Below are 26,764 nucleotides of genomic sequence, written 5' to 3' on the forward strand. Positions count from 1 at the left end.
CGGACAAGGGCGCTCGCGCCAAAGGCTCATCACGAGACGACGGACCGGCGCTCTCGCTCTAGGCGCCTCGCGGGCGCAGGGAGACGAGCCGCTCCGCCCAGAGCCCCTCGAGCTCCTGGGCCGCCTTCTGCGCGCGCGCGGGCTCGTCCACTCCGGCGTCCGCGAGCAGCTCGGCCAGAGAGCGCGCCCCGTCCGCGCGCATCAGCGCCTCGCCCAGGTCGGCCGACACGCTCACCCGCACGCCGGCGTCGTAGGTATTCCGCAGCTCGAAGGCCGTGGCCGCGCGATCCATCGCGACGAAGCGGCGGATCTGGTCCACGCGGACGTGCCTCGGGATGTCGACCGCGAGCGCCGCCACGTCCTCCCACGTCCACGCGCGCTTCTCGACGAAGAAGCCGCCGATCGCGAGGTAGTTGAGCCCGGTGGTCAGGAAGCTCGTCACCACGTCGTGCGCGGAGTCGACGATCGGCTCCACGTTGTTGTTGAACGAGGTGTTGAGCAGCACCGGCACGCCCGTCCTGTCCTTGAACGCCTTGAGGACGCCCCAGAAATGCGGGTTCGAGCCCCGCGCCACCGTCTGGACGCGGGCCGTGCCGTCCACGTGCGTCGTCGCCCCGAGGACGCTCCGCTTGTCCTCCCGGGCCTTCAGCACGAAGATCATGAACGGGAACTCGTCCTCGCCGGGCGGGAGCTCGAAGAACTCGCGCGCGTCCTCCGCGAGGACGGCCGGCGCGAACGGCCGGTAGGCCTCGCGCTTCTTGACCATCGCGTTCACGAGGTCCTTGTTCGCGGCCGGCCTCGGGTCGGCCAGGATGCTCCTGTGCCCGAGCGCCCGCGGCCCGAACTCCGATCCTCCCTGCGCCCAGCCGACGGCGGCCCCGGCGGCGATCACCTCGGCGACGCGCCCCGGCAGATCCTCGGCGCGCTCGTGGCGGAGGAAGCGGGACCACGCCGAGAGCTCGCGCTCGATCTCGGCCTCGCCGCCCACGTCGCGGCCCCAGAACACGTGCTCGATCCGCCGCCGCGACTTCAGCGCTCCCGCGGCGAGGGTCGTGTGCAGCGCCGCCCCGAGCGCGCAGCCCGCGTCATGCGCCGCAGGCTGCACGAAGACCCGCTCGAACATCCCCGAATAGAGGACCTTCCCGTTCATCGTGCAGTTGTGCGCGACCCCGCCGGCCAGGCAGAGCCGCGTCTTGCCCGTGGCCTCGCGCTCGTGGCGGATCACGTGCAGCGCGAGCGCCTCCAGCGCCTCCTGCAGCGACGCCGCGACGTCGCGGTGCTGCTGGGTGAAGGGCCCGCCCTTCCTGCGCACCTCGATCGCCTGCGCCAGCGCGCCCACGCGGTCGCGGTGGATCTCGTAATCTCCGTCCGGCAAGAGCGTGTAGAGCGAGCTCATCAGCGCGCGGTACCTCGCCGGATCGCCGTAGGGCGCGAGCCCCATCACCTTGTACTCGTCGAACACCCCGTATCCGAGGAGCGCGATGACGGAGACATAGAAGTTCCCGAGCGACTTCGACTCCGGGATCGTCTTCAGCACGTCGATCCTGTCGCCCGAGCCCACGGCCACGAGCCCGGACAGGAAGTCTCCCGACCCGTCGATCGCCACGATCAGGCTGTCGTCGTACCCCGACAGCAGGTAGGTGCTCGCCGCGTGCGCCTGGTGGTGCGGCACGAACACGATCTTGTCGCGGTCGATCGGGCGCCCCAGGCCCTGGCCGAGCTTCGCCGCGAGCAGCGTGCGCGCGTCGATCCGCGGCAGCGCGCCCCCGGTCAGGAGCCGCACCCGCCCGAGGAGCGCATTGCAGTACTCCTCGCTCGCGTAGAACGCGATCCGGTCCACACGATCGATGTCGACGCCGCCCCGGGCGAGGCAGAAGCGGATCGCCTCGATGGGGAACTTGTTGGAGTGCTTGATGCGGTTGAGCCGCTCCTCCTCGATCCCCGCGATGACCTCCCCGCCGTCGACGAGCACGGCCGCGCCGTCGTGCGTGAAGCTCTTCGGGATGTCGTACATCTCCTCGTGGGCGAAGCTCAACCCGCCGGAGAGGCCCAGCGTCAGCATGTCTCCTCCTTGCCGCTCGCGCTCATCGCGCCATCGAGCCACGGCGACGACGCCGCGCCGTCGAACTCGCCCTCTCCGAGCGCTCGTCGCCCGTAGGCGCGCTCGATGACGGCGTTCACCTCCGGCCCGAGCGGGCCGAAGACGACCTCCTTGCACAGGCGCTCCAGGGCGCCGTCCCCCGCGTACGCGCGCGCGCCGACGATGCCGCGCGCCGCCGCGACGGTCTCCTCGGCGCACCTCGTCCCCGTGTACTTCGCGGCCCCGGCCAGCTCGTAGAGCCGCGGCAGCCGCTCGGCGCGGTCCCTCGCGGAGGTGATCGTGCCCATCGCCTCGCCCGCCTCGCGGACCGCCGCGCACGCGGCGCGGTAGCGGATCACGAGGCGGCCGATATCCACGACCATGCCGTCCAGCTCGGCGAGCGGCGCCCCGTCCCGGCCGCGCACCGCGCGGAGGAACCGGCGCGACTCGTCGATCGCCTGCGCCGCGGCGCCGAGGTACAGCGATGGAATCAGCACCTGGTGCCACACCATCTCGAACAGGAGGAGCTGCACCACCTCCGGCCCGGGGCCGCCGAGCAGGAGGTCCTCCTCCGGCACGAAGAGATCGTGGAACACGATCCGGCGCGTATCGGAGTCGAGCATCGCGTCCGGGAACAGGTACGGGCCTATCTCGACGGCCGGGTTGCCCCGCGGCCGCGTCATGAAGACCGCGGGGAAGCCCTCCTCCAGCGCCGTCGTGAAGATCAGGAGATCTCCCTCGGTCGCGAGGGAGGTGTACGACGCGGCGCCGCTCACCACGTGTCCTCCGGGCGCCTTCCGCGCCCGCGTCCCCACCGCGTTCACGCGGTCCGCGTGCACCCGCGAGTTCGTGTTGGCGACGAGCCGGCGCCCCTCGACGACCTCCGAGAGCAGCGCGCGCCGCCGCGCGTCGAGCCGCGCGTCGTCCGCGATGGGGAAGGTGGCTATCGCGGAGGTCACGTAGAAATGGTTCTCCACCGCGAGCGCGACCGCCGGGGAGATCCCCCCGAGCCGGTGCAGCACGTGCGCGCACGCGCGGAACAGGCCTGCTGCGTCTCCCTCATAGATGCGCCCCAAAAAGGGCAGATCCGTCGACCGGAACACCCGGTAGAAGGCCGGCAGATCCCGCGCCGCGAGCGCGCTCTTCAGCGCTTCTGCCGCGAGCTGCGTCTGCCGATCGATGTCGATCCTCGGGCGCGCCTTGCGTCCAGCGCTCATGGTCATGTCCTCCGAGCTCACCGCGCTCTTCTCCTTGCACCCGTCGTGTCCCGAGCCTCGCGGCCACGCAGGCCTGCGTTGTCTCTTCCCTGTGCGCCCGGCGGGCGCGCTCACGTCACGTCCGTGAGGCCGGCGCGCTCTTCACGCGCGCCTGGCTTCGGCGCCCGCTCTTCACCCGCGCTCGGCCGGCGCGAGCCGGACGAGCCGCTCTGTCCAGAGGGCCCAGAGCTCGCCCGCGACGTCGGCCCCCGCGCCGTCGAGCAGCGACGACAGCGGCCGGCTCCCGTCGGCCTTCACCAGCGCCTCGTACGCGGGGCGCGAGATCTTCCGGCGGATCCCGCGGTCGTAGCTCGTCCGCAGCTCCCACGCGTCGCCGATGCGCGCGCCGTCGAGCCACCCGCGCGTGCGGCACACCTGGGTCGAGCGCGGGATCTCCACGACCATGCCGAGCCTGGCCTCCAGCGACGGGCCCTCCTCGCGGACGAGCACGCCGTCCACGAAGGCGGCCTCGAGGCGGCTCGTGAGGAGCAGCGCGACGACGTCGTCGACCGTCTCGGCGGGCGGCTCCGCCCCGTGGTCGAGCGACGTCGCGAGCAGCGCCCCGACCCCGGAGATCTCCTTGAACGCGCAGAGCAGCGCGAACAGCCGGGGATCCGCCTCCTTCAGCACCACCTGCGCGCGGACCGTGCCGTCCGCGTGCAGCGCCGCGGCGAGCGCCGCGCGGCGCTCGCGCCTCACGCGGAGGGCGAAGCTCTTCCAGCGCAGCTGCTCGGCCGGGCACGGCAGCATCAGGCACTCGGCCGCGTCCTCGGCGAGCATCGCGACCGACAGCGGCCGGTGCGGCGCGCGCCGCTTCAGCTCGTTCAGCGCCTCCCGCCGCCGCTCGTCCCGCGGATCGGCGACGATCGCGCGGCGCCCGAGCGCCACGAGCCCCATCTCCGAGCGGCCGTTCGCCCAGCCCACGGCGGCGCCCCCGGCGATCAGCTCCGCGGCCTCGCGGGCCGGATCGGCCGGGCGCTCCGCCGTCACGAGCGCGCCCCAGCGCCTGAGCGCCGGGATCACCGCGTCCGCGTTCCCGATGTCCGTGCCCCAGGCCACGTGGTCGAGCGGGGCGCGGCGCGGCGGCGCGTCGCTCGCGAAGAGCGCGGCCCCGAGGGCGCAGCCCGCGTCGTGCGCCGCGGGCTGCACGAACACCTCCTCGAAGAGGCCGCTCGCGAGGACGCGCGAGTTGACGGCGCAGATCTGCGCCCCCCCGCCGGCCAGGCACAGCCGCCGGAGCCCGCTCTTCGTGCGGTGGTGGCGCAGCACGTGGAGCACGATCTCGGAGATCGCCTCCTCCAGCGCGGCGATCACGTCCTTGTGCGCCTGCTCCACCGCGTCGCCGCGCAGCCTGCCCGGCGCCTTCGAGAGCACGGCCGCGAGGTTCTGGAAGGCGAGATCGTAGTCGCCGTCCGGCAGCAGCCTGTACACCTCGCGCATCGCGCCGCGGACCGCGGCGGGGTCGCCTTGCGGGGCGAGCTCCATCGCCTCGGCCTCCTCGAAGGGGCTGTATCCGAGCGCGCGGATCGTGCGATGGCACAGCTCGCCGAGCGACTTCTGCGGCGCGAAGGCCGCGAGCGACGTGAGGCACGACCGGCTCCCGCTCGCCGACGTCCCGGCGAGGACCCCGCCCTCGTTGTCGATGACGTAGACGAGCGCCTGATCGAAGCCCGACACCGCGATGGCGCTCACCGCGTGCGTCATCATGTGCGGCACGAAGACGAGCCGCGCCGGATCGATCGCGCACCTCATCTCCCGCTGGATGGCCGCGTGCAGCAGCCCGCGCGCGTCCGGCACGCCGGCGAGCTCCGGGAACGCCGCGCGCAGGCGCCCGACGAGCAGGTTGGCCGTCTCCTCGCCTGAATAATAGGCGATCCGGTCCACGTCCGAGAGCGCGACGCCTCGCTGTCTCAGGCAGGCGCGCAGCGCGTCGAACGGGAACTTGTTCGTCCGCCGGACGCGGTTCAGCCGCTCTTCCTCGATGGCGGCCACCACCTGCCCGTCCTCGACCAGCACGGCCGCCGCGTCGTACGTGAAGAATTGCGGCGAGTCGTAGCGGCAGTCGTAGACGGGATCCAAGCCTCCTGCGAGGCCCAGAGTCAGCATGCGCTCCTCCATCCTTCTCGGTCGGGACGTCCACCGCCCTCCCGGGTTCCGTCTCGGCCGTTTCGCAAAGGTCGTTCCATCGAACGGCGCGACGGTTCCGGCGGCGCCCTCGGGAGGGGGTGATCTATTTTGTTAAGATTCTTTAAGAAGCTGGAGAAATGTGGAGCGATGGGGGGCGAGCGCCGCGCGGATCCTCGCCGACGTGCGCTCGAGGATCTCGGTGCTCTGGAGGTCCTTCGGCTTGATACCGAGCTTCGCGAGGCGGCTGTAAACGTACGGCAACGAGCGATCGATTCGCCGCGACAGCTCGCGCGCGTTCCTCGTCTCCCTGGCCCACGTCAGGAACAGGAGGTCGTAGAGCTTCTCGACCTCTTGTGGGTGCACCTGGGATATCGCCGCTGTGTCGTCGTCGGGGGGCGCGCCCTGCTGGGCCAGGAGGTCGAGCGCGCACGCGGCCCGCCAGTTTTGCTCGACGGTCCGCTCCGGGTCTCGCACGAGGAAGTACCGCTCGACGGCGTTGCGGAGCTCGCGGACGTTGCCCCTGTACACTCCGTTGCTCGCGAGCTCGCCGACGGCGCTCACCTCGCGCGCGGGCAGGAGCGTGCGGTAGCGCTCGCCGAGCTCCAGGGCGAGGACCCTCGAGAGGCTGCGCAGGTCCTCCCGGCTGGGCGGCGGCACGACGATGGTGAGCACGCTGAGCCGGAAGAACAGGTCGGCTCGAAACGTCTTGTCGAGCCCGGCGGCGACGTCCCGGTTCGTGGCGGCGAGGACGCGGACGTCGACGCTCCTCTCCTCGCTGCCGCCCACGGGCCAGAACGAGCCGTCCGCGAGGAAGCGGAGGAGCTTCGCCTGCGCCTCCGCCGGCAGCTCGCCGATCTCGTCGAGGAACAGGCTGCCTCCGGACGCGAGCTCCACGACGCCGCGCTTCGATACGGTCGCCCCCGTGTACGCGCCGCGCGCGTGGCCGAACAGCTCGCTCTCGAACAGCGTTTGCGTGAGGGCTGCGCAGTTGACGGTGATGAGTCGGTGCTTCGAACGCTTGCTGTGCTGATGGATGTCGCGCGCGAGGATGTCTTTCCCCGCTCCGGTCGGCCCGACGATCAGGACCGAGCAGTCTGCGGACGCTGCCTGTTTGGCGAACCCGAGCGCCCTGCGCCGCGCCTCCGAGTGCGCGACGAATCTCCAAGAGCTGGTCATCAATACCTCTCCTGATCCTTCATGACGGAAACAGTTGTTGTCTCACTCCGCCCGCGAATACGGGCATTGGGCAACATATCGTTTCCCGAGCGTGCGCCTCCGGCCGCGCGCCGCCGAGCATGCGCCGGTCGAGCCGTCTCGACGGCGGGCTCCAGGGGAGGGGACACGCGAAGAGCGCGCGAGCGGCGCAAACGAGCACCGGAGGAGGAACGCGCTCGCCGTGATGTTCGCGGGGGCGGCTCCGGAAACATGCAGTCGGCCGCCTGAACGGCGCTTGTTATTCGGGTATCGGTGCGGCCATGCGCGGAGGGGTGGAACAGCAGAGGAGAACGGTGGCGATGAGGGGGCGAGCGTTCCCATGGGAAGCACAGCGCGCTGACGGCGACTCCTTCGACGACGGCTGAGCCCGGCGTGCCTTCGACAACGGCTGAGCCCGTCACCCCTTTTCCGTGGCCACGCCTGACCCCGGTGTGATCCATGGCACCAAGCTCATCGCTGCTGCGTTCCCCGTAGGCGCGTCAGGCCTTTCCTTCGTGCCGCAAGCCGAAACGGCAGGAGCCGCGCGAGCTGCGCAGATCCGCGGATGCTCATCGCTTCGTTCGCAGTAGATTCTGCCGCCGGAGGCAACCGAAGGATGACCGGAACGTCGGACGAACAGCAGACGGGCGGCCATGCGGACGGCGCTGGCCTGCAGGCGAACGCAGCGCGGCTCGCCGACGCGGCGTGCGAGGGCGTGGCCCCTCGCCTGCCGCGCGCCACCTACCGCGTGCAGCTCAACAAGGATTTCACCTTCGAGCAGGCGCGCCGGGTCGTCGCCTACCTCGACGCCCTCGGCGTCAGCGATCTCTACTCGTCGCCGTTCTTCAAGGCGCGGCCGGAGAGCATGCACGGCTACGACCTCGTCGACCACAACGCGCTCAACCTCGCGATCGGCGAGCGCGCCGACCTCGACCGGCTCACCGGCGAGCTCGCGGCGCACGGCATGGGCCTCCTGCTCGACTTCGTGCCCAACCACATGGGCATCGGCACCTCCGACAACGCCTGGTGGAACGACGTCCTCCAGAACGGCCCGAGCTCGCTCTACGCGCCGTTCTTCGACATCGACTGGGCGCCGCTCAAGACGGAGCTGAAGCACAAGGTGCTGCTCCCCGTGCTCGGCGACCACTTCGGGCGCGTGCTCGAGCGCGGCGAGCTCAAGATCGAGTTCGACAACGGCGCGTTCGTCCTGCGGTACTTCGATCACGTCTTCCCGGTGAACCCGCGGACGTACAGCATGATCATCGGGCCGCTCGTGCCCGGGCTCGTCGCCGCGCTCGGCGAGGAGCACGACGCGCTCCTCGAGCTGCAGAGCATCCTGACCGGGCTCCGCAACATGCCGCCGCGGACCGAGACGCAGCGGGCCAAGGTGATCGAGCGGCGCCGGGAGAAGGAGATCCTCAGGCGGCGGCTCGCGTCGCTCGTCGCGGACTCGCCCGACATCGCGGCGGCGGTGGCCGAGGGCGTCCTGCGCATCAACGGCAAGCCGGGCGATCCGCTGAGCTTCGACCCGATCGAGGCGCTGCTCGAGGAGCAGGCCTACCGCCTCAGCTTCTGGCGCACCGCCGCCGAGGAGATCAACTACCGCCGGTTCTTCGACATCAACGACCTCGCCGCGATCCGGATGGAGCACCGGCCGGTGTTCGCCGAGGCGCACCGCCTCGTCTTCGAGCTCTGCGAGCGGGGTCAGGTCACGGGGCTGCGCATCGACCACCCCGACGGCCTCTGGGACCCGATCGGCTACTTCGAGGAGCTCCAGCAGGGCTACCTGATCGAGCGCTGCCGGCGCCGCTTCCTCGCCGAGGCCTCGGACGGGCCCGAGCAGAAGAGCCTCCTCGACCCGCGCCGCCGCCCCGAAGCCCGCTTCGCCCGGCTGGAGCCGGCCCTCCGCGCGGCCCTCTCGGAGCGCGGCGCGCGTGGCGCGTCGATCGCGCGGCCGCTCTACGTCGTCGTCGAGAAGATCCTCGCGCGCGGCGAGACGCTGCCCGAGGCCTGGCCCGTCCACGGGACGAGCGGCTACGACTTCACCGCGCTGGTGGGCGAGCTCTTCGTCGACGCCTCGAGCGAGGGGCAGATGACCGCGATCTACGAGCGGTTCATCGACGAGCACATACCGTTCGAGGCGCTCGTCTACGAGAAGAAGAAGGTGATCCTCCGGACGGCCCTGGCGAGCGAGCTCAACGTGCTCACCCACGCCCTGAACCGGCTCACCGAGCGCGACCGCCGCTTCCGCGACTTCACCCTGGGCTCGCTCAACGAGGCGCTGCGCGAGGTCATCGCGTGCTTCCCGGTCTACCGCACCTACATCAACGATCGGACGCCGGCGATCTCCGATCACGACCGCGTCGCCATCGGCCGCGCCGTCGCCCTCGCGCGCCGGCAGAACCCGACGATGGAGGGCTCCATCTTCACGTTCGTGCGCTCGGTCCTCATGCTCGACGGCACGGATCTCTTCCCTGACGAGGACCGGCACCTCTTCTGCGACTTCGTGATGAAGTTCCAGCAGCTCACCGGGCCGGTGATGGCCAAGGGGCTCGAGGACACGTCGTTCTACATCTACAACCGGCTCGTGTCGCTGAACGAGGTCGGGGGCGAGCCCGAGCGCTACGGATCGAGCGTCCTCGCGTTCCACCGCGGCAACGTGCAGCGGCACAGGGCGTGGCCGTACTCGATGCTCGCGACGTCGACGCACGACACGAAGCGGAGCGAGGACGTGCGGGCGCGCATCAGCGTGCTCTCGGAGCTGCCGTCGGCCTGGGAGGAGGCGCTCCACCGCGCCGCCGCCGCCGCCGCGCCGCTCAAGGCCGAGATCGAGGGCCGCCTCGCGCCGGACAGCAACGAGGAGTACCTCTTCTACCAGACCCTCCTCGGCAGCCTGCCGATCGAGCCGCTGCTCGGCGGCGGACGCGAGCCGCGCGCGCCCGAGGGCGACGCGCTCTCGGCGTACGCCGACCGCCTCGTGGACTACATGCGCAAGGCCACGAAGGAGGCGAAGGTCAACACGTCCTGGATCGACGCGCAGCCCGAGTACGACGCCGCCATCGAGGCGTTCGTCCGCAAGGCGGTCTCGTCCGCGGAGGTCCTGGGCGCGCTCCTGCCGCTCGCGCGCGTGGTCGCGTACCACGGCATGTGGGGCTCGCTCTCGCAGGCGCTCCTGAAGCTCACCTCGCCGGGCGTGCCCGACATCTACCAGGGCAACGAGGTGTGGGACTTCAGCCTCGTCGACCCGGACAACCGCCGCACGGTCGACTACGCCGTGCGCGAGCGGGCGCTCGCGGAGATCCGCGCGCGCCGGCGGTCGACCGGCGGGGGCCGCGCGCTCGCGCGCGAGCTCTGCGCCGAGGCGCGCGACGGCCGCGCCAAGCTGTTCGTCACGCACGTCGCGCTCGAGCTGCGCCGGCGCCACCCGGCGCTCTTCGGGGCCGACGGGGACTACGCGCCGCGCGCCGTGATCGGCGAGCGCGAGGCCCACGTCGTCTCCTTCGCGCGGCGCGCGCCGGACGGGCGCTCGATCGTCGTGGTCGCGCCCCGGTTCAGCGCGCGGCTGCTCGGCGGCGCCTGCTCCCCGCCGATCGGCGCGGCGTGGGCCGGCACCTCGGTCGACGTGGAGCCCGGCCGCTACACGGATCTCTTCACCGGCGCCGAGCTCGAGGCGTCGCCGTCCGCCGCTCCGCCGCGCGGCTCGGACGCGCCGCCCGAGCCGGGCGGCGGCGCGTCGCTCCCGCTCGACCGCGTGCTCTCCGATTTCCCCGTCGCCCTGCTCCTGCGGGCGGCGCAGCGAGGCCAGTGACATGAAGGCGAAGCGCACGATGGGCGCGTGGCTCGAGGGCGGCGCGGTCCGCTTCCGCGTCTGGGCGCCCGATCACGATCGGATCGAGATCGTCACCTACGGGGCCGACGGCAAGGAGGTCACGGGCGCGCTGCCTGCGGCCCCGATCGGCGGCGGCACCTTCGAGGCGACGGCGCCGGGCCTCGGGGCCGGCGCGCTCTACAAGGTGCGGATCGACGGCGAGGGGCCGTTCCCGGACCCGTACTCCCGCGCGCAGCCGCTCGGGGTCCACGGCCCGTCGGCGGTCGACGACCCCTCGTTCGCGTGGACCGACGCGGGGTGGCGGGGCGTCGCGCTCGAGGATCTCGTCCTCTACGAGGTCCACGTCGGCGCGGCGACCCCGGAGGGCACGTTCGACGCGCTCATCGGGCGGCTCGCCGAGCTCCGGGAGCTCGGGATCACGGCGATCGAGCTCATGCCGGTCGCGAGCTTCCCGGGCGAGCGCGGGTGGGGGTACGACGGGGTCGACCTCTTCGCGCCGCTCGCGGCCTACGGCGGCCCGGCGGGCCTGCGCCGCCTGGTCGACGCGGCCCACGCCGCGGGGATCGGCGTGGTCCTCGACTGCGTCTACAACCACTTCGGCCCCGACGGGAACTACCTCCGCGCCTACGCGATGCGCTACTTCACCGATCGGCACGAGACGCCCTGGGGCGACGCGGTGAACTACGACGGCGCGGGCGCCGAGCAGGTCCGCGCGCTCGTCCTCGAGAACGTCGAGATGTGGATCCGCGACTTCCACATCGACGGCCTCCGCCTCGACGCGACCCACGCGATCGTCGATGACTCCGAGCCCCACATCCTCCGGGAGATCGGCGAGCGCGCGCGGGCGGCCGGCGAGGGGCGGCGCGTCCTCGTGATCGCCGAGGACAGCCACAACGACGCGCGCCTCGTGACGCCCGTCGAGCAGGGCGGGTACGGCCTCGACGCGGTGTGGTCCGACGACTTCCACCACGAGCTGCGCGTCCTGTTCGCCGGGGATCGCGACGGCTACTTCGAGGATCACACGGGCAGCGCGGAGGACATCGCGGCGACGATCCGCAAGGGGTGGCTCTACGAGGGGCAGATCTCGAGGCACACGGGCAAGCCGCGGGGCACGCCCGCGGATCCGGTGCCGCCGCCGCGCTTCGTCCACTGCATCCAGAACCACGATCAGATCGGCAACCGCGCCGTCGGCGATCGGCTCGGGGACAAGGTGAGCCCGGCGGCCTTCCGGACGATGTCGGCGCTGCTCCTGCTCACGCCGTACACGCCGCTCCTGTTCATGGGCCAGGAGTGGAACGCGCGGACGCCGTTCCAGTACTTCACCGATCACGAGGCCGAGCTCGGCCGGCTCGTGACCGAGGGCCGCCGGCGCGAGTTCCAGTACTTCGCGGCGTTCGCCGGCGCGGAGGTGCCGGATCCGCAGGATCCGCGGACGTTCCAGCGCTCGAAGCTCGACCCCGCCGAGCGGCAGCGGCCCGAGCACGCCGGCGTGCTCGCGTGGTACCGCGAGCTCCTCCGCCTCCGCGCCTCGCACCCCGCGCTGCGGAGCCGCGCGCGCGGCGCCTTCTCGGCCGACGCGCTCTCGCCGGACGCGATCTGCATCGAGCGCCGCGGCGGCGGGGCCGCCGTGATCGCGCTCTGCGCGCTCCGGGGCGCGCTCTCGCTCGACCTCGGCCGCCCGGAGGCGCGCGCGCTCGCGTTCAGCGAGGAGCCGCGGTTCGGCGGCGCGGCGCGGCGGCCCCCGATCGAGCGCGGCTGGGTGGAGCTCGAGGGGCCGTCGGTCCTGATCGTCGAGGTGCCCGACGCCCCCGGGGCGCCATGCTGAAGCCCGTCACGTTCACGCCCATCGGCGTGGTGCGCACGCCGTTCTCCGACAAGGTGAGCGCGCCGCGGCAGCCCCACGCGGCGGGCAGCGCGGAGGGGACGATCGAGCTCGTGCCGGGCCTCGGGCTGGAGCACGCGCTCTCCGACATCGAGGGGTGGGACTACCTCTGGGTGGTCTTCTGGTTCCACCTCAACGAGGGCTGGCGCCCGAAGGTGCTGCCCCCGCGGAGCGCCGGCAAGCGGCGCGGCGTGCTGTCGACGCGCTCGCCGCACCGCCCGAACCCCATCGGCCTCAGCGCCGTGAGGCTCCTCGCCGTGGACGGGCTCACCCTGCGCGTCGGCGGCGTGGACATGATCGACGGCACGCCGGTGCTCGATCTCAAGCCCTACGTGCCGTACGCGGATGCCCACCCGCACGCGCGCACCGGCTGGCTCACGCCGCTCGCGGAGGAGCCGGGCGGGGGGGCGCCGGTCGACCCCGAGCCCGGCTTCGAGGTCGCGTGGGGCGCGCGCGCCGCCGAGCAGGCCGCGTGGATCGAGGAGGCGCACGGCTTCGCGCTGCGCGAGCGCGTCGACCGCGTGCTCGCGCTCGGCCCGCAGCCGCACCCTTACCGCCGGATCCGCGCCGACGGGGACGCGATGCGCCTCGCCGTGACGTCGTGGCGGGTGCGGTTCAGGGCCGAGGGGCGGCGGATCGACGTGCTGTCGGTGGCGACGGGCTACCGCGAGAAGGAGCTCGTCGGCGGCGAGGGCCCCGATCTCGAGGCGCACCGGCGGTTCGTGGAGCGGTTCGGCCGCGGCTAGCGGCGCGTCTAGCGATCGGCATCGACCAGCGCGCCGCCTGCTCGCGCTCGCCACGTACGCGCAGATCGCCTGGTATTCCTCGGATCTCGCGTGACGATTCACGCTCGCGCCGCTTGCAGCATGCGCTCGAGGCGGACAAATGCTGAGAGTGTTCATCGGGGACATCTGGCCTGGGTTTCGAGCCAGCGCGCTCGGCGGAGATGCCTGCTGACGGTGCGGTCGGAGCGCTGCTGCGGGTTGGCTGACCAGGCGGTGCGCCCCCTCCTCTGCGCCCCCTCGCCCGTCCCGTACGCGGCCCCGCCCGAAGACGGCCGCGGCGGCAGGGGGCAGGCCGCGGAGGAGCTGCAGCTGAAGGCGGCCCTCCTGGATCGGCTCGGCGAGGCGGCCCTCGCGTGGGAGCTCGGCGGCGCGAGCCCCATCGTGTACTTCGGCGCCGGGGCCGAGCAGCTCTACGGCTTCCCGGCGCGCGACGCCCTCGGGCGGTCGAGCCACGAGCTCCTGCGCGCCGTCCTGCCGGCTCCGCTCGCGCAGATCGAGGCGGCGCTCGCGCGCGACGGCCTCTGGGACGGCGAGATCCGGCGCACGACCCGCGACGGCCGGGAGATCCTCGTCGAGAGCCGCCTGCGGCTCGTGGAAGGGGCGGAGCGCCGGCGGCTCGTCCTGGAGACCGGGCGCGAGAGCACCGCCCAGCGGCGCGCCGAGGACGAGCTCCAGCTGCGGGAGCGGGAGGAGGAGCTGCGCCGCGCCATCATGGCGACCTCGTTCCCCATCATGATCTACGCCGAGGACGGGCACGTCGTCTGCGTCAACAGCGCGTGGACGAACATCAGCGGCTACACCCCCGAGCAGATCCCCTCGGTCACAGCGTGGCTCGACAGGGCCTTCGGGGCGAGGAGCGCCGCCATCCACGCCCGCGTGGCGTCCCTGTTCGATATGGATGAGGCCTCGGGAGAGAACGAGCTCACCCTCACGACGGCGAGCGGCGCCGAGCGCACGTGGGTCTTCAGCTCCGCTCGGCTGGGGAGGGACGCGGCAGGCCGGCGGCTCCTGGTCACCATCGCCTACGACATCACCGAGCGGAAGCGGGCAGGCGACGCCTGGGAGGCGACGCTGCGGGAAGCGGACCAGCGCAAAGACGCTTTCCTGGCGATGCTGGCGCACGAGCTGCGCAATCCGCTCGGGCCCATCCGCAATGCGGTGGAGATCCTGCGGAGCACCGGGATGGCGCAGCCGTCGCTCCTGCGGGCGTGCGGCGTGATCGGGCGGCAGGTCGCGCACATGGCCCGGCTGGTGGATGACCTGCTCGACGTGTCGCGCGTGGCGCGCGGGAGGATCCAGCTGAGGACGGAGCGCTGCGACCTGTCCCGGCTGCTCCGGCAGACCGCGGAGGACTACCGCAGCACGCTGGAGGCGAGCGGCCTGGAGCTCCGGCTGGACTTGCCGATCGAGCCGCTCTGGGTCTCCGGCGATCCCACGCGCCTGTCGCAGGCGGTCAGCAACGCGCTCCACAACGCCAACAAGTTCACCGACGCCGGCGGTCGGGTGACGGTCGCGCTGTCGGCGACGCCGGACGGCTCCGCCGTGATCCGCGTCCGCGATACCGGCATCGGCGTGGAGCGGGCGACGCTGGCGTGCATGTTCGAGCCGTTCAGCCAGGCCGAGCGCAGCCTGGACCGCAACCGGGGTGGGCTCGGGCTGGGGCTGGCGCTCGTAAAGGGTCTTGTCGAACTCCACGGCGGCACGGCGTCGGCCGAGAGCGCGGGCGTCGGCCACGGGACGGAGATCGTCCTCCGCCTGCCGCTCGCGCGCGGGCCCGAGGCGTCTCCGGCGCGCGCCGGGCCGCCGCCGGGCCCCGACTCGAGGTCAGCGGGCGCCGTGAGATCGCTGCGCGTCCTGATCATCGAGGACAACGAGGACGCCGCCGAGATGCTGCAGGCGCTCCTCGCGATGAACGGCCATCAGGTCGAGGTGGCCCTGTCGGGGGCCGCGGGGGTCGAAGCGGCCCGCTCGTTCCGGCCGGAGGTCATCCTGTGCGACATCGGTCTCCCCGGCGGGATGGATGGCTGCGGCGTGGCGCGGACCTTGAAAGCCCTGGAGGAGAGCGCGGACGTCGCCCCGTCGCTGATGATCGCGCTGACGGGTTATGGCCAGGAGCGGGACCAGCGCCGGGTCCGCGAGGCCGGCTTCGATATGCACTTCGTCAAGCCGATCGATCCCGGCTCGCTGCAGAGCCTCCTGGCCTCCGTGGCGACGCGGGCGTGACGGCGACGCGGGCGCTGGCGCGCCGCCGCGCCGGCCCGGCGGCTCGATGTGGCTCGCTCGCACACAGGCGCTGGCTCGACCTTTGAAAAGACCTCCGCCTCAGCGCGGAGGATCATGGAGCGTCGGGGCACAGGCTGGATCGATCTTCGTGGCGGGCGCAGGGGCCGCGGCGGCGGCGCGCGGCGGCGCGCTCGCGCAGATCGCACGCCTGCGCGCGATCTGCACGGGCCCGCCGGGATCGCGCGGGTGCGCGCGGAGGTGGCCGGCCTCTTCGGAGACGCTGCGCGCGCCGCGCGCATCGAGCGCGACCTCGCGGCGATCCCCGGCGTCGTGTCCGCGCGGGCGAGCGCGCGCACCGGGCGGGTGCTCGTGCGCGTGGGGGAGGACGCGGCCGACGAGGCCGCGCTCGTGCTCAACGCTCACGCCGTGCCCGGCGCCCCGCCGCCGCCGTCCGCGCGCCGCGCCGTTCGGGCCATGGCCGAGGGCGTGGGCGCGCTCGTGTGCGCGGCGCGCCGCTGCGCGCGCCCCCGCGAGGGCCCGGCGGGCGAGGACGAGCGCCGCGCGTGGCAGGCGCGGGCCTGGGGGAGCCAGGTCGCGCCGGCCGGGCAGGGTGAGGGCGCGCCGGCCGGGCAGGGTGAGGGCGCGCCGGCCGGGCAGGGTGCAGGCGAGCGCGCCCGCCGCGTCGATGTGGCGCTCTGCGCCCACGCGGAGGACGCGGGCGAGGTCGCCCGCGCGCTCGACGTCGATCCGCGCGAGGGGCTCCCCGCCGCCGAGGCGCGCCGCCGCCTCCGCGCGGTCGGCCCGAACGAGCTCGCCGGCGTCGCGACCCGCTCGTCGATCGAGATCCTCGCCGGGCAGGTCTTCACGGTGCCCACGGCGATGCTCCTCGGCGCGGCGGGCCTGTCGCTCGCGCTCGGCGACATGATCGACGCAGGCGCCGTCCTCCTCGTCGTCGGCGCGAACGCCGCGATCGGCACGTACACGGAGTCGCGCGCCGAGGAGCTCCTGCACGCGTGGGGCGACCTCCGCGTCGGGTGGGCGCGCGTCGTGCGCGACGGGCGCGAGCAGCGGCTCGCCGCGTCGGAGATCGTGCCGGGCGACGTGCTCGCGCTGCGCGCGGGCGAGCCGGTCGCGGCGGACGCGCGCGTCCTGGCCTCGCACGCCCTCGCCGCCGACGAGAGCACGCTGACCGGCGAGAGCGAGCCCGCCGAGAAGTGCGCCGCGAGGGTCGACGGCGGCGCGCCGCTCGCCGAGCGCCGCGGCATGGTGTACGCGGGCACCACGATCGCCTCGGGCGAGGGGGCGGCGGTGGTCGTCGCGACGGGCCGGTGGACCGCGCTCGGGGACATCCAGCGCGCGCTCTCCCGCGAGTCCGAGCGCACCCCGCCGCTCGAGCAGGAGCTCGCCTGGATCGGCCGGCGCCTCGCGACCTTCGCGCTCGCGAGCTCCTCGGCGGTGATGGTCGTCGGCCTCGCGCGCCGGAGGCCGCTCCACGCGCTCTTGAGGAGCGCCGTCGCGCTCGGCGTCGCCGCCATCCCCGAGGGGTTCCCCACCGTGGGCACCACGGCGCTCGCGCTCGCGAGCCGCCGCCTGCGCGGCTCCGGCATCGTGATCCGCCGCCTCGCCGCGGCCGAGACGCTCGGCGCGGTGAGCGTCGTCTGCGCCGACAAGACCGGCACGCTCACCGAGAACCGGATGCGGGTGGCCGAGATCTTCCTCCCCGGCGAGGGCGCGCTGCGGGTCGAGCGCGCCGCGCGCCGGGGCGGCGGCGCGGGGCCTGGGCGCGGGATCGCGCTGATCGCCGAGGACGGGCGCGAGGTCGACGCCGCCGCCCCGCGCGTGCACGCGCTCGCGCGCATCGCCGCCCTCAACGCCGACGTCGAGCTGAGCGAGGCGGGCAAGGTCGTCCAGGGCAGCGGCACCGAGCGCGCCCTCGTGGAGTTCGCGCTCGCCGCCGGCTACCCCGTGTCGGCGCGGCGCCTCGCGGCGCGGCGCGTGAGCGAGGCGCGACGCTCGGCCGAGCGCGCGTTCATGGTGACGGTCCACGACCACCCGGAGCTCGGGCACATCGAGCTCGTGAAGGGCGCCCCCGAGCAGGTCGTCGCGCGCTGCGACGCGCCGCCTCGGCGCGAGGGGGCCGGCGACGAGCGCGCCGACGCGCTCCGGCACAACGACGCGATGGCCTCGCGGGGGCTGCGCGTGCTCGCGCTCGCGTGGCGGCAGAACGGCCGGCCGGACAACGACGCTCCGCTCGAGTTCGCCGGCCTCGTCGGCCTCCGCGACCCGCCGCGCCCCGGCGTGCGGGAGGCGCTCGAGGCCCTCTCCGGCGCCGGCATCCGGACCCTGATGCTCACGGGCGACCAGGAGCGGACCGCGCGCGCGATCGGCGTCGAGCTCGGCATCCCGCCGGACGCGGTGCACAGCCGGGTCACCCCGGAGGCCAAGCTCGACATCGTGCGGGCGCTCCAGCAGGGCGGCGCGATCGTGGCGATGACGGGCGACGGCGTGAACGACGGGCCCGCGCTCAAGGCGGCCGACGTCGGCGTGGCCATGGGCAAGCGCGGCACGGACATCGCGCGGGCCGTGGCCGACGTGGTCCTCGCCGAGGACGATCTGCCGAGCCTCACCGAGGCGGTCCGCGAGGGGCGGCGGCTGCACGACAACGTCCGCCGGGCGATCGCCTACTTCGTCGCGACGAACGCGAGCGAGGTCCTCACGATGCTGATCGGCGCCCTCTGCGGCGCCTCGCCGCTCACGCCGCTGCAGCTGCTCTGGATCAACCTGCTCACCGACGTGGCGCCGGCGCTCGCGCTCGCGCTCGAGCCGGCCGAGGCGGGCATCATGCGGCGCCCTCCGCGCGACCCTGCGGCGCGGCTGCTCGGCGCGGCCGATCTCCGCGCGCTGGGCGTGGACGCGGCCGCGATGTCGGGCGCGTCGCTCTCGGCGTACGCGCTCGGCGGCCGGGCGACCGCGGGGACGAGGGCGTTCACGGCGCTGGTGACCGCGCAGCTGCTCCACATCCTGGCCTGCCGCGCCGGCGCCGGGGAGGGCGCTGCGGCGGCCGCGCTCCGCCGGGACAGCCCGCACGTGGCCCGCGCGCTCGCCGCCACGTCCGCGCTCCAGGCGCTCGCGCTCGGCTCCAGGTCCCTGGGCCGCCTGCTGGGGGCGCAGCGCCTCCGCGGCGGGGAGCTCGCGCTCGCCGTGGCCGTGGGCGCGCTGCCCGCGCTGCTCCGCGGTGCTCCGGGGCGCTCCGCGAGCGCTGGCCGCGAGATCGTGATCGTCAACGGCAGGCGCGCGGAATCGGAGTCGGAGTCGGAGTCGGAGTCGGAGTCGGAATCGGAGTCGGAGTCGGAGTCGGGCTCGGAATCAGAGTCGGAATCGGAGTCGGGCTCGGAGTCAGAAGCGGAGTCGGAATCGGGGTCGGAGTCAGAATCGGAGTCGGGCTCGGAGCCAGAAGCCGAATCGGACGCGTCAGCAGAAGCGGAAGCAGCAGGCGCGAGAGCGGAAGCGGAAACCGACCAGGGCGCAGGCGAGGATGCGGGGGCGGCCGCGAGACGCAAGCAAGGCGTGCGCGCCGCGCGCGTCGCGGGGCTGCGCAAGGGAGACATGGCATCATGAAGTTCCATCCACCGTCGTTCGCCCTGGGGGTCGGCACGGCCGTCCTCCTGATGGGCAAGAAGCAGCACCTCCGGCCGGTGGTCGTCGAGATCGCGGCGCTCGGGCTCCACCTGGGCAGGCTGGGCCTCGGCTTGCTCGAGCGCCAGCGGGAGCACGTCGAGGATCTCTTCGCCGAGGTCGCCGAGCGGGTGCGCCAGAAGGCCGCGGGCGGGGCGCGCGGCGAGCGGGCTGCGCGCAAGAGCAACGGCGCCTCGGAGCTCCACGGCGAGCCGTCGTCATGACGTCGCCGGCGGTCCTCGTCGTCCACGCCCTGGAGCGGCGCGTCCGCCTGCGCGCGCCGGCGCTGGCCGGTCATCGTCGGGTGTGCGAGCGGATCGCGGAGCAGCTCGCGGCCGATCCCGCCTGCGAGGTCGTCTCGATCCGTCCGATGACCGGCTCGGTGATCGTCGAGCGCTCCGAGGGCGGGCTCGATCCGGAGCGGCTCCGCGCCCGGCTCGCCGGGCTGGTCGACGGGGCGCGCGAGGACGATGGCCACCCGCTCGGCGTGCCGCGGCCCGAGGGGCACCCTGGTCCGACGCGCGTCGCCCGCGCGGTCGCGCACGCCTTTGCCGGGATCAACGCCGACGTGCGCGAGGCGATGGATTACCGCGCGGATCTGGGCACCCTCTTGCCGGTCGTCTTCGCGGCGGCGGGGCTCGCCGAGGTCGGGGCGACGCGCAGGCTGCCTGCGCCGGCCTGGTTCAACCTGCTCTGGTGGTCGCTCCGGTGGTTCATGACATTCAACCCCGGGGCGATCTCGGAGGAGCTGCACAGCGGCGGCGGGGCGCAGGGCGAGCCGGGCGTCGCGGGCGAGGGGCCCGGCGAGGCGGCGCCGGTGTGCGACGATCTCTAGAGCGACGGTCACCCGCTTCGGATACGGGCCCACCTCGACGTTTTCGGTGCTCAGCGCACCGGAGTGCGCTTCCGCGCCGAAAACGCCGATCTGGGCCCGTCTCCTGTGCGGGGGCCCACCGCTCTGCACGTGGCAGAGGGGGGCGGAAACCGCTGTAAAAAGGCATGTTCCCTCCGCGGACACCCCGCCGGTCGGGGCGCTCCGGGCGCGGCGGAAGGCGGGCCCGTCGGTCCGGCGCGCGGGGGCAGCGCTCGGCGGGAGCTGCCCCCGCGCGCTCGCGCGGAAGGCAGGAGAGCGAGGGACGAGGGCATTCCGCCGGCGGGGCCAGGATTCTCGGCGTTCACCTCGCCTCGGACATCTCCTTGCGATCGCGGCGTGAGCGTGTCGGCGCGCTTTCGAGCTCGTGGCGCCGCCTGTCGACCCCGACGTAAAGCGGCGATGTCTCACAATGGCTCGGGAATAGATTGAACCTTGGTGGCCGCGCGCGTACCTTCCTGGTCCGGATCGTAAGCCCCGGAAGCAGAGGGGGACACGTTGATGGTGCGACTGCAATTCCCGGTGTGGCTAGGCCTGACTGTTGCATCGCTCGCCGTGTCTCCGGGCTGTAGCTGTGGCAGTTCCGACGTGTCCGTGACTGGGGCCGGGTCGGGGGGTGAGGGGCTCGGGGGCGCTGGCGGGGCTGGTGCAGGCGATCCTGTCGCTTCGGCGGGCGGGGGTGGCGCAGGTGGGCGCCCCGAGGTGGGGGATCGGGGCATCGCCGCGGGCGAGATGGTCAGCGCGGGGAAGGTCGTGAGGAGTCCGAGCTATCGCATGGTCTTCACGCTCGGTCAGCCGACGCAGAATCAGGGAAAGACGACCTCACCGAGTTACCGCGTACAGGGCGGTCTGGTCGGGGCGAACGGGAGCGTGCCATGAACGGGATGGGACGGCGTGTCCTCGCGATGTGTGTTCTTCTCGCCGCCTCCGTCGGCCTCGCGCGCGGCGCCGCCGCCGCCGTGCCGATGCAGATCTCGCATCAGGGGCGGCTCTTCACGGCCAACGGCGAGCCGGTCAATGACGTGCTCTCGGTGACGTTCGCCATCTACGCCGCCGAGGACGACGACGAGCCGCTCTGGAGCGAGGAGATCGCGCTCTCGTTCGACGAAGGCTTTTTCTCCACGGTGCTCGACTTCACCGAGGAGCAAGCCGGGAAGGTCTTTGACGGCTCGGTTCGCTACATCGGAATCACGGTCGGGGACGATCAGGAGATGGAGCCGCGCGCTTCGATCGGGAGCGTCCCGTATGCGATGATCGCGAACAACGCTGTTGGTGAGATCACGCCGAAGCTGGTGAAGATCGGCGGCAGGGTCGTCATCGACGAGAGCGGCAACTGGGTGGGCAACTCGAGCGGAATCGCGGGGCCTCAGGGGCCGGCGGGTCCGACAGGGCCCCAGGGACCGACGGGGCCGGAGGGATCGACAGGGCCGGAGGGGCCGGCTGGCCCTCCCGGCGAGAGGGGACCGATGGGGCCCGAGGGGCCGATGGGCCCCCAGGGGCCAATGGGGCCCGAGGGGCCGATGGGACCGGAGGGACCGATGGGACCCGAGGGACCGATGGGGCCCGAGGGGCCGATGGGACCCGAGGGACCGATGGGGCCCGAGGGGCCGACGGGGCCCGAGGGGCCGACGGGGCCTCAGGGACCGACGGGTGTGGTCCTGACGATCGCGATTGCGGGCAACATGGCTCCCCTTTTTGAGGGTGGCAGCGCCGCGTATGCCTTCGTCGGCCCGCCGGGGTTGGTGACCATCACCGGCAACCAGCGTGTGACCGGATCGGCCTCTGCGCCGCTCGGGCTGCGGCCGTCCAGCGCTGCGTTCGTCGCCCCGCTCGGCCTCTGTTACCAGCGGCGCGGCACCGGCGAGCTCGTCAACTTCTTCGGCGGCGCCTTCGCGAGCCACTACTTCACGCCGACCCGCACGACCTACTCGGTCGCTGCCACGACGGTGCTGCCAGAGGGCGAATGGAATGTCGGCATGTGCGTCCGCAATGAGGGGACCAGCCCGATCCAGGGATCGACCACGTCGACCGGCAACGGCATGGTGAACGGCTGGTTCATCGTCACGAACGACTGAGGGCGAGCCCGCTGTCCGGGTTCGTGAGCCCGCCTCCGCTCCCATGAAGTCGGCAGGCCCCGCGTGGGGGCATCCGCCGCGGGGCGCAAAAAGGGCCGGTGGTGGTCCTGCTCTCGGGAGGGCAGCCGGCCCCATGGGGGAGTGCCCGTCGCGGGGCCGGGCGGCTCGGCACGACCTCCCGAGCCACCCGGAGCCTCTCTTCGCCGCGTCGGCGCCTCAGATCACCGGAGCGCCACCGGGCTCCGCGCGAGGTACTCGTCGTAGGACAGGGTCCGCAGATCCTCGATCCTCTTCGCGCGCATCGCCCCGATGACCGCCCGCGCGAGCTGGAGGTCCGTGAGGAGCGGGATGTTCGCGTCGACCGCGCGCCGCCGGATCAGGTAGCCGTCCGGACGGCCGAGCTGGTCGTACTCGCGGGGGATGTTGATCACGAGATCCACCTTCCCCTGCTCGATGGCGCTCATCGCCGTCTCCCCCTCGTCGGGCTGCTTCGCGAGGCTCGTGCACGCGAGCCCGAGCGCCCGGAGCGCCTCGGCCGTGCCCGGCGTCGCGAAGATGGGGAGCTTCAGGTGCTCGGCGATGACGCGGGCCTCGTCGGCGAACCAGTACTTGTCCTCGAGCGGCCCGAGCGACAGCAGCACGCCCTTCTTGGGGAACCTGAAGCCGGTCGCGAGCAGCGAGTGCAGGAGCGCCTCGTGCATGTCGTCGCCGAAGCAGCCGACCTCGCCGGTGCTCGCCATCTCGACGCCGAGCATCGGATCGGCTCCCACGAGGCGCGAGAACGAGAACATCGGCGCCTTCACCCCGACGTAATCGAGGTCGAGCCCGCGGTTCTCGACCGGCTGCGCCACGCCGAGCATCCTGCGCATCGCCTCCCGGACGAAGTTGTTCCCCGTGACCTTCGACACGAAGGGGAAGCTCCGCGACGCGCGCAGGTTGCACTCGATCACCTTGACCGTGTTGTGCTTGGCCAAGAACTGCATGTTGAACGGCCCGGTGATCGAGAGCGACCGCGCCACCTGCTGGGCGATCTGCTTGATCCTGCGGATCGTCGCGATGTAGAGCGACTGCGGGGGCAGGACGAGCGTCGCGTCGCCGCTGTGGACGCCGGCGTTCTCGATGTGCTCGCTGATCGCCCAGAGGATGATCTCCCCGCGGTCGGCGACCGCGTCGATCTCCACCTCGCGGGCGTGGGTCTCGAACTTGGACACGACCACGGGGTAAACGGGGGAGACGGCCTTGGCCCGGGCGAGGATGCGATCGAGCTCGTTGGGCTCGTGCGCCACGCTCATGGCCGCGCCGCTCAGCACGTAGCTCGGGCGCACGAGGACGGGGAAGCCGCCGAGCTTGTTCACGATCTCGCCCGCCTGGCCCGCGTCGACGACGTGCGCCCAGCGCGGCTGGTCGATCCCCAGCCGGTCGAGCAGATCGCTGAACTTCTTCCGGTCCTCGGCGGTGTCGATGCTCCCCGGGCTCGTGCCGAGGATGCGCGCCCCCGCCTCGTGCAGCCGGAGCGCGAGGTTGTTCGGGACCTGCCCGCCCATGCTGACCACGATGCCGTAGGGCTGCTCCCGCTCGTAGATGTCGAGCACCGTCTCGAAGCTGATCTCGTCGAAGACCAGCTTGTCGCACGTGTCGTAGTCGGTGCTGACCGTCTCCGGGTTGTAGTTCAGCATCATGGTCTCGTAGCCGAGCTCCGAGGCCGCGCGGATCGCGTTGACGCAGCACCAGTCGAACTCGACGCTCGATCCGATGCGGTAGGCGCCGGAGCCGAGCACCATGATCTTCTTCCGCCAGGACGGCGCGACGTCCGCGGCCGACGCGTGGTAGCTCGAATAGAGGTAGTTCGTCTCGGCGGGGAACTCGGCCGCGAGCGTGTCGATCTGCGCGAGGTGCGGCACGACGCCGTGCCGCTTCCTGGCCTCCCGGATCGAGCCCCGCGGCGCGCCGGTCAGCGTGCCGATCATCCGGTCGCTGAAGCCGAGCTGCTTCGCCTCCCGGAGGATCGCCTCCTCGAGCACCGGCTCCTGCGCGGCCGCGGCCTTGTCGGCCTGCGCGGGGACGGCGACCTTGAGCGTCTTCAGGTCCCGGTGCATCCGGACGATCGGCTCGATCTGGTTCAAGAACCACCGGTCGATCTTGGTGAGGTTGTGGATCTCGTCGACCGACATCCCCTCCTGGAGCGCGCGGGCCACGGCGAAGATCCGGAGCGGCGTCGCGTTCTGCAGCTCGTCGCGGAGGTCCTGGAAGGTGAACGCGTCGGGGTCGAGCCCCTTCACCCCGATGTCGAGCATGCGGAGCGCCTTCTGGATGACCTCGGGGAACGTCCTGCCGATGGCCATGACCTCGCCGACGCTCTTCATCTCGCTGCCGATCCGCATCGACGCGCCGCGGAACTTGCCGAGGTCCCAACGCGGGACCTTGCAGACGAGGTAGTCGAGCGCCGGCTCGAAGAACGCGGTCGTCCTGCGGGTGATCGCGTTGGCGATCTCCGGCATGGTGTAGCCGACGGCGATCTTCGCGGCGACGTAGGCGAGCGGGTAGCCCGTCGCCTTGCTGGCGAGGGCGCTCGACCGGGAGAGGCGCGCGTTCACCTCGATGACCCGGTAATCGGCGCTGTGCGGGTCGAGCGCGTACTGGATGTTGCACTCGCCCACGATGCCGAGGTGGCGGATCGTCTTCAGCGCGACCGAGCGGAGGAGCTGGTACTCCTCGTCGTTCAGCGTCTGCGACGGGGCGACGACGATCGACTCCCCGGTATGGATCCCCATCGGGTCGAGGTTCTCCATGTTGCAGACGGTGATGCAGTTGTCGCGCCCGTCCCGGACGACCTCGTACTCGATCTCCTTCCAGCCGCGGAGGCACTCCTCGACCAGCACCTGGGGCACGCCGCCGGCGAAGCCGCGGCGCACGGCGTCATCGAGGTCGCGCTCGCTCTCGACGATGCCGCTGCCCTTGCCGCCGAGCGCGTAGCCGCCGCGGAGCATCACGGGGAACCCGATCTCGCGCGCCGCCGCCATGGCCTCGGCCGGCGAGCGGCAGGCGCGGCTGCGGGCGGTCTTCACGCCGATCTCGTCGAGGCGCTCGATGAAGAGCCGCCGGTCCTCGGTGTCGCGGATCGCCTTGATCGGCGTGCCGAGCACCCGCACGCCGTACTTGTCGAGGATGCCCGAGTCGTGGAGCTCGAGCCCGCAGTTGAGCGCCGTCTGCCCGCCGAAGGAGAGGGCGATCGCGTCGACCTCCTCCTTGAGGATGATCCGCTCGACGAACTCCGGGGTGACCGCGCAGAGGTGGATGCGGTCGGCGAGCCCCTCGCTCGTCTGGATGGTGGCGATGTTGGGGTTCACGAGGACGGTGGCGATCCCCTCCTCCTTGAGGGCCTTGATCGCCTGCGACCCCGAGTAGTCGAACTCGCCGGCCTGGCCGATCTGGAGCGCGCCGGAGCCGAGCACGAGGACGCGCCGGGGTTTCTTGGGGAGATACGCGCCGTACATGGCTCAGCTCCTTCCTGCGGTGGGGGTGGCGCGGGGCTCCGCGGCAGCGGCCCCTGCGGTCTTGAGTCGCGAATCGGAGGACCCCTTCATCGCGCCGCAGAGGCGGAGGAAGTCGTCGAACAGGTAGCTCGCGTCCTCGGGCCCGGGCGTCGCCTCGGGGTGGAACTGGACGCTGAAGAAGGGGCGGAGCCGCGAGCGGATGCCCTCGTTGGTGCCGTCGTTGATGTTGACGAACCAGGGCTCCCACTCGGCGGGCAGCGACTCGTGCTTCACCGCGTACCCGTGGTTCTGGCTCGTGACGTAACAGCGGCGGCTCAGGAGGTCCTGCACCGGCTGGTTCACGCCGCGGTGGCCGTACGGCAGCTTGAAGGTGTCGCCGCCGGCGGCCAGCGCGAGGATCTGGTTGCCGAGGCAGATGCCGAAGATCGGCTTCGTGTAGGTCCCGAGCAGGCCGCGCACCGCGGCGACCAGCTGGCCGAGGTCCTTGGGGTCGCCGGGGCCGTTGCCGATGAGGATGCCGTCGGCGCTCTCGGCGAGCTCGGCGATGGGCGCGTGGTAGGGGGCGCGGATGACGGTGACCCCGCGCCGCAGGAGCGAGCGGACGATGTTGTCCTTCGCGCCTGCGTCGATGAGGAGCACCTTCAGGGGGCCGCCCTCGTACGTGATGGGCTCGCGGGGCGAAACGAGGCGGAACACCTCCTCGCGCATGTCCACGGCCTCGGCCGAGCGCTTCACCCGCTCCAGGTCCATCTCGGCCGGGAACAGCCAGCCCTTCATCGTCCCGACCTCCCGGAGCCGCCGCGTCAGCGTGCGCGTGTCGATCCCCGTGATCGCCGGGATGCCCTCGCTGGCGAGCCAGGCGCCGAGCGAGCGGACCGCGGCGTGGTGGCTGTAGCGCTCCACGTAGCTCTGGACCACGAGCCCCTGCACCTGGATGCGGTCGGCCTCGTAAGGCCCGTCGACGCTGCCAGCTTTGCGCGGCGCGGGCACGCCGTAGCTGCCCACGAGCGGGTACGTGATTGACAGGATCTGGCCTCTGTACGAGGGATCCGTGAGCGTCTCGACGTACCCCGTCATGCCGGTGTTGAAGACGACCTCGCCGCTCACCGCGCGCGGGGCGCCGAAGCACCGGCCCGTCATGGTCGTGCCGTCTTCGAGTACGAGCTTCATCCGATTCGCATCCATCCTCTTTGACCGCCTGGGCCGCCGCGGCGCGGACCCTTACGCAGGAGGGGCCGTGAGCGCATGCAGCGCCGTGGGCCCATGGGGTACC

At 72.6% G+C, this 26,764-nt stretch carries 14 protein-coding genes; 8 read left to right on the forward strand and 6 right to left on the reverse strand.

Going from position 1 to position 26,764, the window contains the following annotated elements; genetic code table 11:
- Positions 1–58: 58 nt before the first annotated feature.
- The 4 genes from WMF27_RS11850 to WMF27_RS11865 form a co-directional block, all read right to left on the reverse strand.
- Positions 59–2,062 (reverse strand): carbamoyltransferase family protein, encoded by a 2,004-nt coding sequence (locus WMF27_RS11850; RefSeq protein ID WP_437768752.1) that lies wholly within the window; start codon positions 2,060–2,062, stop codon positions 59–61.
- A complete protein-coding gene (locus WMF27_RS11855; RefSeq protein WP_437768751.1) occupies positions 2,056–3,297 on the reverse strand; it encodes an acyl-CoA dehydrogenase family protein in 1,242 nt (413 codons plus the stop codon). The genes WMF27_RS11850 and WMF27_RS11855 overlap by 7 nt, the downstream gene beginning before the upstream one ends.
- A gap of 171 nt (positions 3,298–3,468) precedes the next feature.
- Positions 3,469–5,442 (reverse strand): carbamoyltransferase C-terminal domain-containing protein, encoded by a 1,974-nt coding sequence (locus WMF27_RS11860; protein ID WP_437768750.1) that lies wholly within the window; start codon positions 5,440–5,442, stop codon positions 3,469–3,471.
- Positions 5,443–5,574: 132 nt separating this feature from the next.
- The gene (locus tag WMF27_RS11865) at positions 5,575–6,639 is read right to left on the reverse strand and encodes a sigma 54-interacting transcriptional regulator (protein WP_437768749.1); all 1,065 of its coding nucleotides are present in this window, start codon (positions 6,637–6,639) and stop codon (positions 5,575–5,577) included.
- A 634-nt stretch (positions 6,640–7,273) separates the two neighbouring features.
- On the opposite strand from WMF27_RS11865, the gene treY reads away from it, so the two are divergent.
- The 8 genes from treY to WMF27_RS11905 all read left to right on the forward strand — a co-directional run bounded on the left by treY (position 7,274) and on the right by WMF27_RS11905 (position 21,997).
- A complete protein-coding gene (gene treY, locus WMF27_RS11870; RefSeq protein ID WP_437768748.1) occupies positions 7,274–10,465 on the forward strand; it encodes a malto-oligosyltrehalose synthase in 3,192 nt (1,063 codons plus the stop codon).
- Between the two features lies 1 nt (position 10,466).
- Complete coding sequence (gene treZ, locus WMF27_RS11875) at positions 10,467–12,311, forward strand: malto-oligosyltrehalose trehalohydrolase (RefSeq protein ID WP_437768747.1); 1,845 nt, start codon at positions 10,467–10,469, stop codon at positions 12,309–12,311.
- Entirely contained in the window at positions 12,305–13,114 is an 810-nt protein-coding gene (gene tsaA / locus WMF27_RS11880) for a tRNA (N6-threonylcarbamoyladenosine(37)-N6)-methyltransferase TrmO (protein WP_437745861.1), read from the forward strand. The genes treZ and tsaA overlap by 7 nt, the downstream gene beginning before the upstream one ends.
- A gap of 237 nt (positions 13,115–13,351) precedes the next feature.
- Positions 13,352–15,376, forward strand: coding sequence for a hybrid sensor histidine kinase/response regulator (locus tag WMF27_RS11885; protein ID WP_437768746.1), 2,025 nt, complete (start codon positions 13,352–13,354; stop codon positions 15,374–15,376).
- A 114-nt stretch (positions 15,377–15,490) separates the two neighbouring features.
- Entirely contained in the window at positions 15,491–18,994 is a 3,504-nt protein-coding gene (locus WMF27_RS11890) for an HAD-IC family P-type ATPase (protein ID WP_437768745.1), read from the forward strand.
- Entirely contained in the window at positions 18,991–19,275 is a 285-nt protein-coding gene (locus tag WMF27_RS11895) for a hypothetical protein (protein ID WP_437745864.1), read from the forward strand. The genes WMF27_RS11890 and WMF27_RS11895 overlap by 4 nt, the downstream gene beginning before the upstream one ends.
- Complete coding sequence (locus WMF27_RS11900) at positions 19,272–19,886, forward strand: HMA2 domain-containing protein (protein WP_437768744.1); 615 nt, start codon at positions 19,272–19,274, stop codon at positions 19,884–19,886. The genes WMF27_RS11895 and WMF27_RS11900 overlap by 4 nt, the downstream gene beginning before the upstream one ends.
- 911 nt (positions 19,887–20,797) lie before the next feature.
- Complete coding sequence (locus WMF27_RS11905) at positions 20,798–21,997, forward strand: collagen-like protein (protein WP_437768743.1); 1,200 nt, start codon at positions 20,798–20,800, stop codon at positions 21,995–21,997.
- A 221-nt stretch (positions 21,998–22,218) separates the two neighbouring features.
- Here the strand turns inward: WMF27_RS11905 and carB are convergent, their stop codons facing one another.
- Both carB and carA read right to left on the reverse strand, forming a co-directional pair.
- Positions 22,219–25,491, reverse strand: a complete 3,273-nt coding sequence (gene carB / locus WMF27_RS11910) for a carbamoyl-phosphate synthase (glutamine-hydrolyzing) large subunit (RefSeq protein WP_437768742.1) — start codon at positions 25,489–25,491, stop codon at positions 22,219–22,221.
- Between the two features lie 3 nt (positions 25,492–25,494).
- Positions 25,495–26,661 (reverse strand): glutamine-hydrolyzing carbamoyl-phosphate synthase small subunit, encoded by a 1,167-nt coding sequence (gene carA, locus WMF27_RS11915; RefSeq protein ID WP_437768741.1) that lies wholly within the window; start codon positions 26,659–26,661, stop codon positions 25,495–25,497.
- Between the last annotated feature and the right edge of the window lie 103 nt (positions 26,662–26,764).

Source organism: Sorangium sp. So ce281 (assembly GCF_051527395.1).
In the GTDB taxonomy this organism is placed as follows: domain Bacteria; phylum Myxococcota_A; class Polyangia; order Polyangiales; family Polyangiaceae; genus Sorangium; species Sorangium cellulosum_B.

Excerpts from the sequence above, each read along its gene's own strand:
- WMF27_RS11900 (WP_437768744.1), top strand. The coding sequence starts at position 19,272 with ATGACGTCGCCGGCGGTCCTCGTCGTCCACGCCCTGGAGCGGCGCGTC.
- tsaA (WP_437745861.1), top strand. The coding sequence starts at position 12,305 with ATGCTGAAGCCCGTCACGTTCACGCCCATCGGCGTGGTGCGCACGCCG.
- WMF27_RS11850 (WP_437768752.1), bottom strand. The coding sequence starts at position 2,062 with ATGCTGACGCTGGGCCTCTCCGGCGGGTTGAGCTTCGCCCACGAGGAG.
- carA (WP_437768741.1), bottom strand. The coding sequence starts at position 26,661 with ATGAAGCTCGTACTCGAAGACGGCACGACCATGACGGGCCGGTGCTTC.
- WMF27_RS11855 (WP_437768751.1), bottom strand. The coding sequence starts at position 3,297 with ATGAGCGCTGGACGCAAGGCGCGCCCGAGGATCGACATCGATCGGCAG.
- treZ (WP_437768747.1), top strand. The coding sequence starts at position 10,467 with ATGAAGGCGAAGCGCACGATGGGCGCGTGGCTCGAGGGCGGCGCGGTC.
- WMF27_RS11865 (WP_437768749.1), bottom strand. The coding sequence starts at position 6,639 with ATGACCAGCTCTTGGAGATTCGTCGCGCACTCGGAGGCGCGGCGCAGG.
- treY (WP_437768748.1), top strand. The coding sequence starts at position 7,274 with ATGACCGGAACGTCGGACGAACAGCAGACGGGCGGCCATGCGGACGGC.
- WMF27_RS11905 (WP_437768743.1), top strand. The coding sequence starts at position 20,798 with ATGAACGGGATGGGACGGCGTGTCCTCGCGATGTGTGTTCTTCTCGCC.
- WMF27_RS11890 (WP_437768745.1), top strand. The coding sequence starts at position 15,491 with ATGGAGCGTCGGGGCACAGGCTGGATCGATCTTCGTGGCGGGCGCAGG.
- carB (WP_437768742.1), bottom strand. The coding sequence starts at position 25,491 with ATGTACGGCGCGTATCTCCCCAAGAAACCCCGGCGCGTCCTCGTGCTC.
- WMF27_RS11895 (WP_437745864.1), top strand. The coding sequence starts at position 18,991 with ATGAAGTTCCATCCACCGTCGTTCGCCCTGGGGGTCGGCACGGCCGTC.
- WMF27_RS11860 (WP_437768750.1), bottom strand. The coding sequence starts at position 5,442 with ATGCTGACTCTGGGCCTCGCAGGAGGCTTGGATCCCGTCTACGACTGC.